Source organism: Rothia sp. HMSC065D02, from assembly GCF_001815285.1.
In the GTDB taxonomy this organism is placed as follows: domain Bacteria; phylum Actinomycetota; class Actinomycetes; order Actinomycetales; family Micrococcaceae; genus Rothia; species Rothia dentocariosa.
In genome coordinates, this window is sequence record NZ_KV820076.1 from 68,777 (window position 1) to 86,626 (window position 17,850).

A 17,850-nucleotide genomic window follows, 5' to 3' on the forward strand; every position below is an offset into this window, starting at 1 on the left:
AACACCCCGAACAATAACCAAAACGGGAACAACGCTAACCAGGGCGGCACCCCCGTAGTCCCGGCGGCACACCGATTTGCTGCCGACAAGCTCCAGGCACCCGAAGGTTACGGGCAGGCTATGGACGAGCGCCTGAACAACCAGGCACGTGCTTGGGACGAGGTTATCAAGGAAACCGACCTGCAGAACCCGACCACCCCTCTGGCGCAGAACGCCAAGGGATTCTCCGACCAGGTGAACTCCCTGGACTCCGCGCTCAGCTCGGTTGAGAAGGCATATGCGGGCGAAGGTGACGACCAAAACCGTGATCGTGATGATCGCCAGAACGACCCGAACTCCCTGGATGAAAAGCTCAAGTCGCTGACCAGCGCATCCGACGAATTGGGTAAGAATCTGGATGAACTTTCCAACCAGCACTCCGAACTTTCGGAAGCTCTCAAGAATGCATTCAAGGACTCTGCTGACGAAACCAGTAAGAACATCAACAACCTGATTTCGCAGGAGATCCGCCAGGTATCGGCTCAGGGGTCGGCAGGTGCCGATTCCATTCAGAATTCCTTCACCAGCTCGATCTACGGGCTGGCGGAAGCTTCGAATGTAATCGTGCGCGATGCCGGTAACTCTCTGGAGGCGCAGCGCCGTGACATCGCCGGTAAGGTTGAGAACCTCAAGGCATCCTTGGACGGGGTCACCCAGAGCTCCCTGGAGCAGCTGGATGCGCGCACCGGAAACGCCAGCCGCGACCTGGCGGGTGCATCCGTGCTTCTTGCCGACGACCTCAACAAGGTTATCCTCGATTTGGGCGATAGCCGAGTCGATGGTTCGGGTCTGCTGGGCGCGTTGAAGACGAACGCCGCGAAAGCTGGCGCCGCCGACTTCCAGCTGGCGCTTGCCTCGCAGAACGCGCAGGGTTACACCAGCGTTCGTGCCGAGGATATTGCGGCCGTGCAGCTGCGGCAGGCACAGTTCAAGGCGTCCTTGGAGAAGCTCAAGTCCCTGCCCTCCTTCCACCTGCCTGACGGTGGTAAGGCCGAAGTGAAGGTGGTTTACACCTTCCACATTGGGGACATGTAGCGTGACCCCAGAGCCTCAGCTTGAGGAAGAACAAACCTCCCGAAGGGTACCCCTGACCATCATTGGCTGGGGTGCCCTTCTGGGGGTCTTGTTGTTGGTTATCGTGGTGGCAGCTCATCTGCTGCGACCGGATATTCGGCCCCTGCGCGCACCCGGTGATACCGAGGCGATAGCCCCCGTTGTTCCGCAGGAAATTACGCTGCCGAACAACAATAATCGCGACGCCAAGATCGGGATTATTATGACCTACGGCGAGGATGCGGAAGGCTCCGAATGGGTGCTCCCTGCCCAGGGTGCTGCGGTGGCCGCGCATCGTCTGGATCTTGGTAAAACCCCCGTTCAGCTGACGGTCGCTAACGATAAGGGAACCCCTGACGGGGCTCGTGATGCCGTCGAAAAACTCAAATCTGAGGGCGTTCAGGGGATTATTATTTCTTCCTCGGGTGAGCATATTAAGGGTGCGACGAGTGCGGCACGTGAGAGCAGCATCCCGGTGATTGAGGTCTACGACAGCGTAGATACCGGGCGCGGAGTCTGGAGCCTGGCCCCCAACCCCGAGCAGCTTTCGCAGGCGTATGTGCAGGCTTCGCAGCCGAGTACCCAGAGCATTGTGATAGCACCTAAGGATACTGAGGTGAAGATTCCGCAGGTTGCCGCCAAGCATGCGTACGACCGCGATACCGATGTGCGTGAGCTGGCGCAAGACGTCAAGAAAGAGTCCCAGAGCTACGGGACTTCGGCGAATATCTTCGTTTCGGGCTCGGCAATTCGCCAGGCCAAAATCGTCAAAGAGCTGCAATACGCCGGGGTGACGACTCAGATTCTTTTGAGCCCGCAAGCCGTATCGCCCATTTTCGCGCGAACCCTTGTGGCTGAGGGTGGCACGGTCTCGGCAAACCTGACGACCGTCGGGTACAACATGTCAGACTCTTTGGCTTTGCAGTCCGATGACCCCGGGCGGGGGCTCGCCGCCTTCCTCGAAGCGGTGCGTGTTATGGGTCAGGATTCATCCTACATGACCCTGCAGGATGACCAAGCCTTCAAATCCGCCGCCCCCTATGCGGATGCGCGCTCCCACAACGCGGTGCTGGCGTTCGCCTATGCGATCGATAAGGTGCACGAACGCAAGCCGGAGGCGGTCACTCGCGTGCTGGAAAGCATGAGGCTCGATGCCGCTCAGGCGATTGCGGGCGACGCGCTCGATTTCACTCATGAAAACCCAACGACTGCGTCCGTGCAGACACTCCATGCCACGGAGCAGAGTCTGGGGCTGCGGCCCGAGCCGAGCAACGATCAGGAACCGCGCATCGTCTGGTTTGCAGAGCGTGGAACTAGAACGGAAACCTACAATGAATAGCGATTGACTAGTATATATTCCAAATAAAGAATATAAGATGCCGTCTTGTACAGGGCTGTGAGATCGTCAAAGGAACAGTATGCGAATCCAAATATCCCTCGAATCTTTTCAGAAAAGTATCGAACTCGATTCGTGGCAGGAGAACACCACGCTGCGGCAGATCGTCTACACGGCGGGCGGCCCAGAGATAGCCGCTGACGACCCGCTCTATGTAGACTCCCAGCCTGTCACCGGTGACACCACGATGGATACCGTCGTGCTGCTCGAAGGCAGCACCATCGGATACGCCCCCACGCCGGTTGCCGAACCCATTCACGGATGGTCCATCACCGTCGCGGGTGGGTTGCATGCGGGGCGCATCCTGCCCCTGCCAAGCGGTCGCGCCCTTGTGGCGGGGCGTTCACCCCAAGCCGATGTAGTGCTGGAAACCGAGAGCGCATCCTGGGAACACTTCACCGCCACCCAGACCGACAACGGGGTACTCATCAAAGACTCGGGATCCACCAACGGAACCTTTGTGAACGGCGCAAAACTGGGCGAAGATGGGGTAGAAGTAGACGACGAAGCCGTCATCTACGCCGGGGGAGTGGCACTGCTTGTGCGCCCGCAGCTCACTGAAACCCTGGCACCGCGCGCAGGGTCGCTTCCCAACCTGACCCCCAGCCGCACGGCACCCTTCAACCGTCCGCCGCGCGCGGCTCTTATGCCCGAATCAGATACCGTCAAAATACCGAAGCGGAAGAACGTTACTAAACCCTCAAAATTCAGTATCGCCACGGTACTTGCGCCACTGATTTTCGCCGGTGCCATGGTCGCCATGATGCGCGAAATCCGTTACGCGCTTTTCGCGCTGCTCAGCCCGGTAGCGGCTATCGGCATGTGGCTGGAACAGAAAATGCGCTTCAAACGTGAGAAGCGAGAAGAAGAAAACCGGTTCGAGAAAGAACTCGACAAGGTTAAAACCAAGTTCGACGACATCTACGACTATGAGCGTCTGCGTCTGCAGGAACTCGCACCCGACCCTGCCAGCGTGGCGCGGCGCATCGAACTTCCCAGCGTGGAAGTATGGCAGCGTCGCTTTAAAGCCTCTGACTTTATGACGCTGCATGTGGGGTACGGCAACTACGCCTGGATTCCCAAGAACGATTTGACCTCAAGCCAGGAACCCGAGAAAGAAATTAAAACTCTTCTCGACTCATCCAAGCTCATGGGAGCCCCCATGGTCGCCGACCTGACCGACGCCGGTGTTATCGGCATCGTGGGTGATAGGGAAGGTGCCCTCGCCCTAGCGCGCAGCCTCGTGATGCAGTCCGTGACCCACTGCGGGCCCGCAGACCTCACCCTAGGCGTCTTCTTCGACCGCGGAAAAGAAGACGAATGGTCGTGGACCTCGTGGCTGCCGCATACCCGACAGAGCGGATCTTCCACGGGTGGCCGATGGATTTCGCAGGATTACGAGCACTCCAACGCTATGCTCAAAAACCTGCAGCAAAGCATCGACGGGTTACTAACCCCCGGCCTGATGCTGGTGATCGACTCTGAGGTACTCACTGAAGGCCGTGATGCCCCAGCCCGTAAACTCTTAGGGTACGGTCGGGGTGAAAACCCGCACCTCCAGTCCAGCCGCGATAAAGTAGTGCATAAAGTGTTCGGCATTGTGATTGCCTCGTCCGAAGAGCAGCTTCCCGCCTCCTGTACCGTAGTTGTTACAGTGGATGAAGACGCCGCCGCAACCTTCTACGAACCCGAAAAACGCCGTACCGTCAACGACGTTATTATCGGCGGCATCGACCTTGACTACGTCACAAAACTGGCGCGAATGCTCGCAGAATTCGACGATCCCGAACTCATCATCCCCGGTGCGGGTCTGCCCGGGCTGGTGCGCCTGCCCGAACTCACCGGCATCGGCACGCCGCCCACCGCCCAAAAGATTATTAACACCTGGCAGAAATCCACCGGATACAGCACCGAAATCGGCGTTGGCGACCAAGGCGTATACACCCTCGACCTCGTCAAAGACGGTCCGCACGGTCTCGTCGGCGGTACCACGGGTTCGGGTAAGAGTGAATTCCTGCGATCCCTCGTCGCCGGTCTGGCGGCCCATAACGACCCCACGCGCCTCAACTTTATTCTGATCGACTTCAAGGGCGGTGCGGCGTTCAAAGCCTGTGAACGGCTGCCGCACACCATCGGCACCATCAGTAACCTCGATGAACAGCTCGCAAACCGTGCGCTGATCAGTCTCGAAGCCGAAATGGAGAGGCGGCAGCGGCTCTTCGCCTCCGTGGGGGAAGGCGTCGACAACATCATCGAATACCACGCCACCAACCCGCCAGAGCCCATGCCGCGCCTGCTTCTCGTCATTGACGAGTTCGCCATGCTCGCCAAAGATTTCCCTGACGTGCTCACCTCACTCGTGAGTATCGGTGCCGTGGGCCGTACCCTCGGTGTGCACATGATCCTGGCAACCCAGCGACCTGCCGGCGTGGTGAACAATGACATCCTGGCGAACACCAACCTGCGTGTTGCGCTGCGCGTGCAGTCCAAAGAAGACTCCTCCAACGTAATTGAGGTGCCGGACGCCGCATCCATCGAGCGCTCGCAGATGGGCCGCGCCTACATAAAACTGGGGCAAACCGACATCACCCCCATTCAGACCGCGCTGGTAACCGGGTTCAGCGGTGTCGTCGAACGCGACCCCATCGAAATGCGGTCGACAAGCGTTTTCGGCATTCCGTCGGCACCGCGTGCACTGCCGAAACCGAAGAAGACCGATGCGAATGACCTCGACAACCTGATCGACGCCATCGTCGAAGCCAACCACGAGCAGCACTATGCCCCGCCGCGCAAAGTCTGGCCCGAAGCGCTCGGTGATAACCTGCCGCTGAACGGATTCGATAAACCCCTCTACGGAATTGACGAACCCGCACCCGCAGATAGTGATACTCCGATCGTGGGAACCGTTCAGGGCAGCACCGTCTTCTTCGGTCTTGCCGATATACCCGAAGACCAGGTTCAGGTACCTGCCGGATGGAATATCCAGGTAAGTAATATGCTCCTGGTCGGAACCCCCGGCAGCGGCACCAGTACCGGGTTAGCCTCCATGGCGTTCACCCTATGCCTCAACACGCCCCCGGATCAGCTCGACATGCTCATCCTTGACATGGGTGCAGGAACCTTAGCACCCTTGAAAGACCTGCCGCATGTGAGCGCCTATGTAGGCCCCGGCGAAGGCTCTAAAGAAAGGCAAACAAGGTTCCTGCGGCACCTCATGAACGAATTGGATCGCCGCCGCTCCAATCCGCGCGGTAACCGTGACCTCATTATCCTTGTAGATGGCTACGGTACCCTGCGCGACGAATTCATGGACTATACCGGAACCGACTACCTGGGTGCGTTCCACCGCGTTTACGCAGACGGCCAGGCGCTGGGCATGCACATCATTATGGCAACAAGCCGTCTCAAAGGCATTCCCTCCGCCGTTGATGATGTAACCCAGCAGCGCTGGCTCTTCCACCTCTCCGATTCCTACGACTACTCCAACTACAAGATCAAGGGACCGGACATTCCCGCATCGGTTCCCGGACGATGCGTCGACAGCGTAAGCATCAGGCAGATCCAGGTTGCACACCCGCAGATGAGCCTCGAAGACGCCGTTCAGCAAGTCGTGCAGCGCTGGGGCACGGTCGATAAACCCGATGTTATCGGACAGCTGCCCTCTCTCGTGCGCCTATCACAGCTGGGCGTTGAACCCTCCATCGGCGGCGAAAACTGGATTATTCCGGTGGGTATCGCCGAGCACAACCTCAAGCCTGTTGCACTGGAACTCTACGAAGGCGAACACGCGCTCATCGGCGGGTCACCGCGTTCCGGCAAATCAACCCTGCTTCAGGCTATCGCTGACTCCGTCATGAAACAGCGCGACCGCGGCGAAACGAACGCCCAAGTATGGGTTATGTGTACCAGGCGCTCGCCGCTGGCGCATCGTGATTTTGATCGGAAGGCAACCACCGCCCAGGATATTGCTTCGCTTGCTGCCGAATTGGAGATTATCGAGGAGCCGGTGCTCCTGTTGATTGACGATGCAGAGCGCATTGAAGACGCTGAAGAGGGCATCGCCAATATTATCAAGGCGGAATCTCCGTATATACGCATTATTGCAGCGGGCAAGCCTGGTGATTTGCGTACCATGTATTCGCACTGGACGAAGGCGGTACGTAAGTCGCGGACCGGTGTGCTTTTGCAGCCGCACATTGACTACGACGGCGATATGTTCTCGCTGAACCTGCCGCGGCGTTCCCCGGTGGCACTTACCACGGGTCGCGGTTATGTGGCGGTGGGAGGAGCCCTTGCGCTGGCACAGACGGTATGCCCCGACGACCTTGAAATTCAGTCAAAGATGGCATCGTAGCGCAGAGCGTTTTCTCAGAAAAGATCCCTCACGATATGTGTTATCGTGAGGGATCTTTTCTGTATTGGTCAGCATGTGCCTAGTTGAGTTTTGGTTCTATGTTTCCTGTGGCCATGCCGGTGATGCGGGGGTTTGCGGTGAGGAAGTCGATGACGCGGGGGTAGTGTTCGATGGCCCAGGTGATTTCTTGCATGTCTTGGGGGTTGTTGGGGTCTGCCCAGCGGTCTTGGGTGCAGCGGAAGTATAGGTGTGCGGGGATGGTGTATTCTTTCATGCCGCGTGGGGAGTAGGCGGCGATGGTGTAGCCTTTGTCGTTCCAGAGCCAGATGCTGTCGGGGTTGGTGCCGTCGTTGTCGGGACGGTTGGATTCTGGGGTGTATTGGTATTCGTTGATGGCGGTGATGGGGGTGGTGCGGAGTTTTCCGGTGAGTCCTCGGTAGGTGATGGTGTTGTCGGGGTTGAACCTGAGGTATTTGGTTTCGTAGTAGTACATACCAATCAAACCGAAAAGGACGGCCCCAACAGAAAAAACCACAAGGATTGTTTGGAATTCTGCAAGATGGGTGAGCATGTATATACTCATTCCGGTGAACACTGGGATGTAGATGCTCCAGACCCAGGGCTCGGAGCGGGGGAGCCTTTTGACGAGGGCTCCGCTGCGTTTGTCCCGGGCGCGGCGTATTTCGTCCCGGGTGATGTAGAAGATGATAAAGAGGAATGAGCAGATGAAATATATTAGGAATGCAGACATTATTTTTTATCTCATACATACGGGGCGACCACGAAGCATCACAACCACCTTAAGTTTTCGGTCTGTACACACCCACAATACAGGGTATATACAGACCGAAAACTCTATACATGGAATTCGTACCTTACGAACGAATATCCCAGGAAACTAACTTAGAACCGGTAACGGGTTAGACCACGTGAGTAAGGTACCTTTCCTCTATTTAGCTGGACCCTCTGCACGGTGCTTAGGACCATCTACTTCTTCTGATGCCGTGGAGTATTTGAGGTTTCGGCATCTTTATATCCGGTGGTCGGGTAGCCTTCTGCACGATGTGAAGTTGCTGGGGGATTTTTGGTTGCTTCGTCATGAGTGTTCTTAGCCAAAGAAGCACCATCCTTCCAACTAAAATCGGTAGCAGTCTTTTGAACGCTGCCGGACCAGCTCTTCTGGGCATCGCTTCCACCGTAATGGTTTCCTGCGGCGTCGCTTTTAACTTTATCCTGAACGATCTGGTCGAAAGGTTTAGTCACCATGTTGGATGCGCGAGTTCCTACTTCCTCCACACCAACTTTTAGCGCGGCACGTGTGTACGAATTCTCGGTGTTACCAAGATATGGCATTCGTTTAACAACATCACCTTTAAACTTTTCCTGTAAACCAGCTGTAGCGGCTCCACTCACCATGCCAGAAGTTCCCGTTGCCAGCGCTCCCTTGACCGTCCAATTCCCATTAGAGTTGGTCACGTAGTCTGTCACGTTTTGTACGCCGCCGCTTAGACCTCCGTTAAGAATTCCAGGGGCGTATTTCGAGCCAGCGAATTTAGTTACTGCATTAACTGAGCCGCTGGGAACCAGTTTTGAAGCCATGGCCTCCACCCTGGCGCCGGTGAAAACCTTCCCTGCCCCAGCTGTTAGGGCACCGGTAACGCCTCCCTTAAGAGCGCCCTTACCTGCTGCCCCCCAGTCAATACCGCTACCATCTGCTTTCATCTTCATGGAGCTTGCGGCTCCACCAGCTGCCCCAGCTAAAGCGCCAAGAGCTATGAGACCTACAGGACCTGTCACGAAGATACTAGCGACAGTCGCAACGGTGGCAACCACAGTGAGTGCCGTTTTCCAGTTTTCCATGCGTTGTTCGCGGGTGTATTTTTTGAACTCGTTCTGGCTGACGGGTTGTGTTCCCCAGGGGTCGATCATGCCGATAGGATCATGACCCAGGAAAGAGTACGAGTCCGCGAACCAGCCTGCACCCACGATGGGCGGCAGCGGGTCTTGGGAGAGGAATTTTTTCGACGAGGGGTCAAACACTCGTGCGCCCATCAGCGCAAGCCCGCCCACCGCGAGCGTGCCGGAGCCGGTGAATGATACACCTTCTGGCAGTCCCACGCTGGTAAGCAGCGCGGACGCACCCGAAATACCAGGAGCGCCGAGCGCGCTGGGCAGACCTTGGGTCTGCGGCGCAGCAGCACCGGTAGCACTTATGGTTCCTAAGCCGGGGGCGCTTAGGGCACCAAAACCGACCCCGGTGTTGGGTACCCCGGGGACGCTCCAGGGGTCAAACCCGCCCGGTACTCCCGCCTGAGAGAACCCGCCATCAGCGCCGGCAGCCGGGATGGCTCCGGCCCCCAGCAGATGCGGGGCAGAGGAGATCGGATCCCACAGCAGTGGCACCGTCACCTGATCGTTACCAGTGATCGCGGTGGCAACCCCGGTAGCGTCGGCGTGTATCCGAAGACGTGAGCACAGCCCTGGAACCTCGGCACCGAGAGCGTCGGTAGTTGTATCGCTGACGGTAGTCAGAGCACCGGTAATACCCCAGGTGTAGCTGCGTTCTTGGATAACACCATCCGAGGTGACGCTTTTCTGCCCGGTGCGTTGCCCGGCTGCGTTATAGGTGTAGGACACTTCGGTACTCACCCACGCGGCAGAAACACCCTCACCCACCGTGTAAGGTCGTTCAATCGTGGTGCAGTGCAGCAGCTGGTTGAGCCCGTTATAGATGAACTGACGCTCACCAAGCAGAGCCCTGCCCTGAGTGGTCTCATCCTCGGCGGTGCCATGGTGATAGAGGCGCTCGGCAACCATGAGTCCATCCTCATACACCCAGGTGAGTTCATACCCGTCAGCGCGAGCACCGGTCAGCTGTCCGGCCTCGTCGTAGGAGTACATCACCAACCCGGTCGCAGTGGAATCAAGCCCGATAATCCGACCGGTATGATCCCGGATCACCTGCACACCCTCAGCAGTGTTTTCATCACCCTGCTCGCTGGTGTGTTCATAGGAGGACACCAACCCGTCCTGATCGAAATCCCAGGTCGAGATCGTCTCACCGATCTGAGCACGCACCAGGTGCCCCATCACATCGTAGGAGAATTCCCCAATGACCGACTCGCGCTCACGCACGCCAGGGTCAGCGATTGAGGCGGTGTTGATTGAGCGGATCGGGTGTCCGGCACCATCAAGCACCCACTGGGAAGACCCGTAGGGGGTGAGCATCATCGTGCGGAACCCATCGGCATCATACGCATAGGTGAGCGTATACGAGTCTGTACTGGTGAACGTCTCCAGGGCCTCAGCCGTACCAGGCTCACTGGTATTCTCGGTCCCATCGACCTGGCGGGTGTACTCGACCAGGTTCCCGGTGGCATCAAAGACACGCCGGTACGTCACCGGAGCATCCCCGGTGTGATCCTTCATCCACGTGATCGTCGATCCCGGCAGCGCGGGTGTACCCGTGCCGTACTCAGCAGCTAAGGAGCCGTCGATGAGCGTGCGGGTCAGATCCCCCGTGCGGGCATCGTACTCGAAGGAGCGGGTACGAACCCCGTCATCCTCAGACAGCAGGCGCCCGGCGGCATCCCACGTATAGGTGGTGCGGATAGCCGGAGCCGTAACGGTGCTGTCCGGGTGAGGCTTCTTCGCAACCTCAAGGATGCGCCCGGCGGCATCGTACTCGTACTCGGTGATAGCCCCAGTCGGATCCGTCACCGAAGTCAGCAGCCCGTCCGCGTCGTAGACGAAGAATGTCCTATTTCCCAACCCGTCGGTAACCCGCACCAGCTGACCGAGCTCATTATAGGAGTAGCGGCGGGTACCAAAAGTGGAATCCTGCACCCGCACCAGCTGGTTGCACGCATCCCACGCATAGGTGGCAACGCGGCGGCCTGCTTGAACCTTGGTTAGACGCCCAGCGGCATCATAAGTCATCTTTTCCACAAGCCCGTCGGGGGTATGCCGCTCGATCACCTGCGAGGCAGCATCATACACCAGCGTCGTTACAGCCCACCGGGTTGGTTCCTCCCACGAGGACGCCCCGGTGACGGGATCGGTCACCCGCACAGGCTCATTGAGCCCCACGCTCTCGGTGACAAGACGACCGCAGGTATCGTAGGTGTAGGCGATAAAACGACCTGCAGGACTGATAATGCGGGTGACACGTCCGGCGGCGTCGCGCACATACTGCGTGAGCCCACCATTGGCGTCCAGGGCTTCAACGATATTCCCAGCAGCATCATACGTAAACATCTGCCGACCTGTTGGCTGTGAGGGGGCACCGGCAGTCTCAGCAGCGGCGATGGACTCAACAGAAGAGGATACTCCATGCGGGATGCCCGTCCCAGCAGTACCGGCAACCCCCGCACCGGCAGCACCAGCTCCCGTAGGCACCCCAGAAGCACCGTGTGAGGAGGACGCAGATGTGGTGGAGGCACCATCCTGCTGGCTGATTTCGGTCACGCGCCCGAGCACATCCACTTTGAAGAACGCCGACGAGAAAAGACCTTCACCGGTACCGGTAACGGACTCAACACCCTCATGCCGTTCGATTGACCGATGCGAAATAACTCCCGTCGCGTCGGTAACCTGAGTAATTTCCCCGGCGCGATCATACTCGAACTGCGTGATGGCACCGGTAGGATCGGTCAGACCGACCAACTGGGACAGGCCATCCCACGAGTACTCCCACACCCGGTTCCCGGCGGTGATCATCTTCACCAGGTTCCCGAAAGTATCGTACTCATGCCGGGTTGTGCCCCCGACCGCGTTCGTGACGGTCGCGATATCCCCACCGGCTGTATAGGTGAATGCGGTGGTATTTCCCGCCGGGTCGGTAACGGCCTCAGGCAGAGCACCGACTGAGGCATCACGGGCTTGGCCGCCCTGCTGATGTGCACGCACCATATATGGCGCACCGTCGCCGACCGGCTGCTGCGGGTAGGTGAGCGTCCAGCGTGCCCCCAGCGGGTTCGTGAAACTTGTCAGAACACCAGCGGCATTGTATTCAAGCGTGGTGGTAGCCCCCAGCGGGTTCGAGACGCTTGTGACCTGCCCGGCGGCATCGCGCGTGAAACGGATTGCCTCACCGGCAGGGTTGAGCATCGCCACAATATCGTGGTGTTCATCGTACTCAAAAGCCGTAAACACGCCGGTCGGATCGGTAATCTTCAGGATATCGCCCTCGGGAGAATACTCCCACGTTGTGGCTTCCCCGGCACCATCAAGAACAGCTACCGGGTTCGGATTCACTACTAAGGAGCTTTCCTCGTAGTGGTACGAGTTCACCGGCATAGGATCGCTGAGGTTTTTCACATCTCGAGCATCACGCACACTTACCGAGAGCAGCCGATCCTGCTCATCCCAGATGTACGTGTAATCGGCACCCTCAGGGGTACGCTCACGCTTAATATGGCCACGCGCATCGGAGGTGCGCACCAAGCGCGATCCGTCACGCTCGGTAATGCTGATCCGGTTGCTGAACCGGTCATAGCTCATCGACATGCGCGTACCGTCAGTCGCCGTGATGCTTACCAGGCGACCTTTCGAGTCGGAGACCCACAGGTTCTCATTCTCACCGGTACCAGCATCGGCAATAATCGTGGTCAGTGAGGGAGTATATGTATAAGAAATATCCCGCCCGTACTCGCTGATCTGCGCGATCACACGACCGGAATCATCGTAGGTGTTCGTGACCTCAAGATCGCCGCGCGAGTTAATCACCCGGTGAATCAAACCCCGCTCCGTATGCGTATACGTACGCGTTCCGGTACCGGTCGTTACTCCGGTGAGCAAACCAGATACCTGCACCGAGGCACTGGATTCAGCAGCTTCGGTATAGGAATAGGCAACGTTCTGCACCGGCTCTCCGGCACGCTCACCAATGGCGTTGTATGTGAATGCCGCCGCCGGGCGCACACCACCGGTTTCCTCGGCAGGCTCATAGTTCACATGAATACCGCGATGCGCCACCGGATGCACCAGATCCGTCACGGTACCATCCTCAGCCAGAATAAACACTGTCAGGCTGCTCAGGTGCCCCTGTCGGCGCGCCACCGGCGCACCAGAGGGCGCATAGAAATACGCCTCGTGCTGGTTATTGTGCGCCATCCACACAAACGGAACCTCAGGAACCACAGCAGAACCACCCGTGACTTTAGCCTGCTCGTAGGCGTGCACCTGCGCATCGCGCACCCGGGTAAACAGTTCATCCGTGGCGGGAACCTTCGTCAGCCACCACGGCTCCCGGGCGGCGCGGGCGAACCCTTCGCCTTCCCGATCAAAGAGTACTTCACGCCCGTCAGGCATAAACCACGAGGCCTGCTCGTCCCCAAAGCTCAGGTGGGTATCCAAGGTCGAGAACCAGCCAAGCCCGAACACGCCCGACGGTACCTCATCCGCATGGGTGACCGCCAGACTGTTATACATACGCGTTAGGGACAGCGTAGACTCACTCACCGTCCCAGCAAAGATAAGGTCGGTTTCCGGCTCGATAAAGTTACCTGTTGCCACGTTCACCGGATCATTCGCAAACCCGGACGACGGCACCTCACCAGAAACCTCGGCGTAGTTAACCTCAATGGGCTGAATATTGGGTTTCCCTTGCCCACGCGCCTGCATCTGTTGATCGAGGTAAGCGTTAGAAAGTGGGACTGGGTTTCCAGAGCGTGCTCCTGCATCCCGGAAATCTTGAGCGACCCCTGATAGCCATGTTGTAACTTGTTGGCTTTGCTGAATCCAGGTGTTAAGGCTACTGACGGTAGCGCTAATGTCTAATTGGCCGTGTTTGCAGGAACCTTGGTATGCAGCAAGAGCATTGGTAATGGCATTATATTTACCGGTTGCGTCAGATTCACAGGTTGTAGCGTTATCTGTGTATGTCTTTAGATTTTCTGGCATAGCTGAAGACATACCTTCACCATTGCCGATGATTACGGAGGTTGTGGGAGTATCAGCTGTGGTAGCAGGAGCAGCGGGAGCTGCCGGCTTGTCAGGGTTTTTCTCGTAGTCAGGTGAATCTTTGTCGTTCCACCAGTCTTGAACTCCCTGCCACCAGCTCTTATCGTCCCATTCGCGTGCCTTATCGCAGTTACGGTTCTCAACGTGCGCACACTCTTTGACGTAGTCTACGAGTTTCGCCGCATAACGCAGCATACTAGCGACATTCGTGGCGTTGGTTTTGAGTTGGTTATGAATGGTCGCGAAGTCTTCTGAATATTTACCGGTGAAATTTGTTGTTGCGGTATAAAAATCACCGGTTCGCTTGCTTTGTTGCGTTTCTAAATGCTCCGCTGCCGCGTCGAGGGCGCTGCGAAGTGTGTCGGAGTCAGCATCACTGAACTGCACTTTTTCTTTAACGTGCATTGTGGCATCACCATTTGCAGTGGGGGTGCCCCCAGCATTCTGCGCGGTAGTAGGCGCCGGGTCACCTGCATGGCACTGGAGATCCTGATTTGATGCTCCTCCAGCAGCTCCTGCCGCAGTGGCGGCACCTATGCTGGCTCCAGCCCCATTGAAACCGGAAAGCGGGGCTGAACCGGAAGCGTCTCCGCTAGATTGGGGATATCCCTCTGTTGAAGAGGAAGAGCCGTCAAAGGAGCTTGAGGACCCGCTCCCTTGGAAATCTCCAGAATACCCTTGAGTGGACGAAGAATCGTCAAAGGAACTTGAAGAGCCACTTCCCTGAAATCCCCCGGAGTCGCCTCCAGCAGAACTTGTGCTTCCTGTGGAGACGGGCGCACTGGCAGAACTCTGCGGCGCGGCGTTGCCTGATGTTTCCTCAATAGGAGTACCGCTGCCCCCATAAACGGCGTTGCTCGCGGTTGGTGGTGCGGCAGAGTCAGGGTGAGAACCTACAATAGGTGAAGACTGTGACGCCGTTCCACCAGAACCTTCGCTGGTTATAGGGCTGCTCGCTGTTGTTGATGCATCGGAGCCCTGCTGCGGGTTCGGGAAAGTATGCTGAGGCTGGTTTGCCCAGGGTTCTTGCTGTGCTAGATCTGGGCTGTGCTGGCCTGAAGGCGCGAAGGTATCTTGCTGCACGTTTCCGTTTGCAGACCCTCCGGAGGCATCACCAGAAATCGTGCCCGAGGCATGAGAATGTTGGTTTTGGAATGTATCACTGACTTTATGGTGGTCTCCCACGATTGGTGATGACTGCGAGGTAGTGCCAGAGGAAGGGGTATGTGGGTCATCGGGCGATATCCAATAACTCGGTGAGCTTGAACTGGGTATCGGTGAGGGAATAGGCATGGCAAAAACCTCGTCTCAAAAGAATATTTTTGTATCGGTGAAGAGTGAGTGAGTTTAACAGTAGAAAAGAAATAAAGAATGTACTTATGCAGATTTTCTGCAAAGTTTCATGGGATATAAAGCTTCCCCCGGCTATGAGACGGGTGTATACGTCTGTACCAGGGGAAGCTTTGTGTATGTGGGTGTGTGAAAACTTGGTTGTTTTCTGTGTCTTATGCGCCGCCGCCTGCTTGGAAGATGTCGGTAGCGATCTTCTGCAGCTGCTTGTTCAACTCAGTAAGATCCTGAGATGCTTTCTGCAGGGACTGGTGAGTGTGAGGCCAAGTCTCATTACGGAAGGTAGACGCTAGAGGACCGTCCCAGTTATTGGGATCAGAAAGCTGCTGGCCTTCGTTATTGAGAGCGTTGATCTGCTCGGTGAGTCCACCGTTGATGATGCTCTGAATTTTCTGGATGGCATCTTTGGCGGCTTGGGAACTAAGGACGCGATCGCTCATGGGCGTTTCCTTTCACGTGGTTGGGTTCCGCCTCTGTGCGGCGGGAACTCTACTGGGTAGTTTATGTTTGCTTTTTAGTGAGGGTCAAGGATATTAAAGCCTTGTTATTAAATTGTTATTTAAATAAAGCTATGTTCAAATATATAGTTGAACATAGTTATTATCATGAATTACAAGATAAGAATCAGCGTTCATTATTTTTGGGCACGCTAAAACCTTTGCATGCATAAATTTTCCTACGTGTCGTAACATTACAGCGTTCTCGGTAATATATAAATGTAAAATTTTCAAATATTATTTGCTAATAAATTATATATATCTAATTATTATAAATATGTAATATATTTTTATATAGTTTTACTATTATTGTCGGATGCACCAAATCGTCATGGTCTGCTACGACATTATGGTGATAGAGGCCGTACCAGCGTTGCACGTTGTGGCACCTGGTATAGGAGCATAGACGGACTCCTGCGATGTTGAATCATGGTGCGCTTGAGCGAAGTGCCTTCTTAGTAGCAAGACTAGCCAACAACCCCGTTAGGGCAGGACTTGCCGTACTTAAGTTAACTTTTACTCTCGAAAGTCTGGTCGGACTCACGGGGGATTTCGAGGGGTTTAACCCAAGCATGATCCTGTAAAAACCGTACCCCCGGCCTACCGGAGAGGATTTGTTGGAATCGTTCATCCTCCCACTGCTGGACCCAATGTCCCATCTCCAGGCGGTACTGTAGTTGGGCATAAAGAATGGTTGCATCGAACTGATTCGTATCAAACCCCAACTTGATGTGCTTGGGCAGTTGGGTGCTTCTGATCTTCACCCACCCGTTCTTACTGGTTTGTTCATAGGTGACTTTGTAGATGCTGTGGTAGTCGAAGTACCGGACTTTCCGTCGCCAGTTACGCCAGCGGATCCCAGATTCCGTGAAACAGTGGTAGTAGTTGTGACAATGAGCCACAAAAATAAAACCGGCAGGACTGACCATCACCACAGAAATAAGATATTGACCCACCGGATCATAACTATTTCTAACCCAGAAATAGATGGGCAGTCCAATGAACGCGATGAAGAGTATCCCGTAGCTGATGATATAGGCAATCGGTGGGCGATGCTGCTCTACATTTAGGGTTTCTAGTCCTTGTTTGCGTTTGGCCCCGGGCATGATGTTCACGAGGAACCCGCCGAGCAGACCGTAGAACGCAGAACCCATACTCACTACCCCTCATTACACTACACTTTTTATCGCTGGCAGAAAGCAGCAGAGGATACACTCACGCAGAATTACATGACCATATCCCTCACCAATATTAGACGCTAGTTATGATTCTTCATGATGCTCTGCATCAGTGGTTTCTTGGTCTTCAGGTTCTTGCTCTTCCGGTCGGTTCCGGCCTGTATCCCAACCGGTATAGAAGGTACCCGCACCCATTAGAGAACAAAACAGCATCAGAGCTGCGCCTATCCAAATACCCGCAAGAACCATCAGTATCATGAATACAAAAGATCCCACAGCGATGATTCCCCCTAGAATCATGAGGAACCATTTATAGAGAAGAACATCAAGATCCACTAAAGTCACCTTTATCTTAAAACGAAACAGCGTAGGCTAGTCTAGTTTGAGTTTTCTCTCATACGCCAACCGCTCAATACACCCAAACATCTTCTCATACGACCCAAACCCAGCCACCAACTCCTCAACCTGCTGCGCGTTCAGGTTCTGCGGCCACTCCTTATGCTCCACCCGAGACAAAACCATCGCAAACAACACAGAAGCATCAAACTGCCACGGATCAAAACTCAGCTGCACCCTCCTAATGTTGCGGCTGCGTACCCTCAGGTACCCGTTCTTCCCATTACTTTGCAACAGTACTTCGCTAATACTCTCATACGGCATATACCGAATCTTCCACCGCCAGTTGCGCCAGTAGACCCCCGAGACGGTTTGCTGGATATAAAACGCATGACAATGATTCACAAACGGAATTACCAGGGGTCCGCCAAGAACAAACATGATAATAAAGCAAGCGCCTAAATCACCAAACATGACCCCACAAAATATAGGGGTAAGGACTAGCGTTACTACCAACAGAGCATAGCCAGCGATATAGGCTATCCGAGGCCTGTGTTGTTTGACCCCGAGCACGGGCTGACCCATCGTACGTTTCAGCGAGGGAACATTCCGAACGAAAAGACCCGCCAACAGCCCGATCAACGCAGGAGGCACCACAACCTACTTTCTCCTAGAGCCCAAAGA

The 17,850-nt window shown here is 55.9% G+C and carries 8 protein-coding genes and 1 pseudogene; 3 read left to right on the top strand and 6 right to left on the bottom strand.

The genetic code is table 11. From position 1 onward, the window contains the following. The 3 genes and pseudogenes from HMPREF3016_RS02770 to HMPREF3016_RS02780 all read left to right on the top strand — a co-directional run. Window positions 1–1,074, top strand: a pseudogene (locus tag HMPREF3016_RS02770) (1,4-beta-xylanase); the annotation flags it as partial. A gap of 1 nt (window position 1,075) precedes the next feature. After that, the gene (locus tag HMPREF3016_RS02775) at window positions 1,076–2,431 is read left to right on the top strand and encodes an ABC transporter substrate-binding protein (RefSeq protein WP_070740006.1); all 1,356 of its coding nucleotides are present in this window, start codon (window positions 1,076–1,078) and stop codon (window positions 2,429–2,431) included. A 79-nt stretch (window positions 2,432–2,510) separates the two neighbouring features. Further along, window positions 2,511–6,842 (top strand): FtsK/SpoIIIE domain-containing protein, encoded by a 4,332-nt coding sequence (locus HMPREF3016_RS02780; protein WP_070740009.1) that lies wholly within the window; start codon window positions 2,511–2,513, stop codon window positions 6,840–6,842. Window positions 6,843–6,921: 79 nt separating this feature from the next. Here HMPREF3016_RS02780 and HMPREF3016_RS02785 read toward each other — a convergent pair whose 3' ends face one another. From HMPREF3016_RS02785 to HMPREF3016_RS02810, 6 genes are all read right to left on the bottom strand, one after another. Then, window positions 6,922–7,593: a hypothetical protein gene (locus HMPREF3016_RS02785; RefSeq protein ID WP_070740012.1), complete on the bottom strand. Its 672-nt coding sequence runs from the start codon at window positions 7,591–7,593 to the stop codon at window positions 6,922–6,924. Between the two features lie 236 nt (window positions 7,594–7,829). After that, window positions 7,830–15,098, bottom strand: a complete 7,269-nt coding sequence (locus tag HMPREF3016_RS02790) for a DUF6531 domain-containing protein (protein WP_246828432.1) — start codon at window positions 15,096–15,098, stop codon at window positions 7,830–7,832. 212 nt (window positions 15,099–15,310) lie between these two features. After that, the gene (locus tag HMPREF3016_RS02795; RefSeq protein ID WP_070740015.1) at window positions 15,311–15,595 is read right to left on the bottom strand and encodes a pyrophosphorylase; all 285 of its coding nucleotides are present in this window, start codon (window positions 15,593–15,595) and stop codon (window positions 15,311–15,313) included. A gap of 566 nt (window positions 15,596–16,161) precedes the next feature. Next, window positions 16,162–16,806, bottom strand: coding sequence for a hypothetical protein (locus HMPREF3016_RS02800; RefSeq protein WP_070740018.1), 645 nt, complete (start codon window positions 16,804–16,806; stop codon window positions 16,162–16,164). A gap of 108 nt (window positions 16,807–16,914) precedes the next feature. Beyond that, window positions 16,915–17,166 carry a hypothetical protein gene (locus HMPREF3016_RS02805; protein ID WP_070740021.1) on the bottom strand — a complete coding sequence of 84 codons (252 nt, stop codon included), beginning with the start codon at window positions 17,164–17,166 and terminating at the stop codon, window positions 16,915–16,917. 36 nt (window positions 17,167–17,202) lie between these two features. Continuing rightward, entirely contained in the window at window positions 17,203–17,820 is a 618-nt protein-coding gene (locus HMPREF3016_RS02810; protein WP_246828433.1) for a hypothetical protein, read from the bottom strand. Between the last annotated feature and the right edge of the window lie 30 nt (window positions 17,821–17,850).

Excerpts from the sequence above, each read along its gene's own strand:
- HMPREF3016_RS02795 (WP_070740015.1), bottom strand. The coding sequence starts at position 15,595 with ATGAGCGATCGCGTCCTTAGTTCCCAAGCCGCCAAAGATGCCATCCAG.
- HMPREF3016_RS02800 (WP_070740018.1), bottom strand. The coding sequence starts at position 16,806 with ATGGGTTCTGCGTTCTACGGTCTGCTCGGCGGGTTCCTCGTGAACATC.
- HMPREF3016_RS02785 (WP_070740012.1), bottom strand. The coding sequence starts at position 7,593 with ATGTCTGCATTCCTAATATATTTCATCTGCTCATTCCTCTTTATCATC.
- HMPREF3016_RS02780 (WP_070740009.1), top strand. The coding sequence starts at position 2,511 with ATGCGAATCCAAATATCCCTCGAATCTTTTCAGAAAAGTATCGAACTC.
- HMPREF3016_RS02790 (WP_246828432.1), bottom strand. The coding sequence starts at position 15,098 with ATGCCTATTCCCTCACCGATACCCAGTTCAAGCTCACCGAGTTATTGG.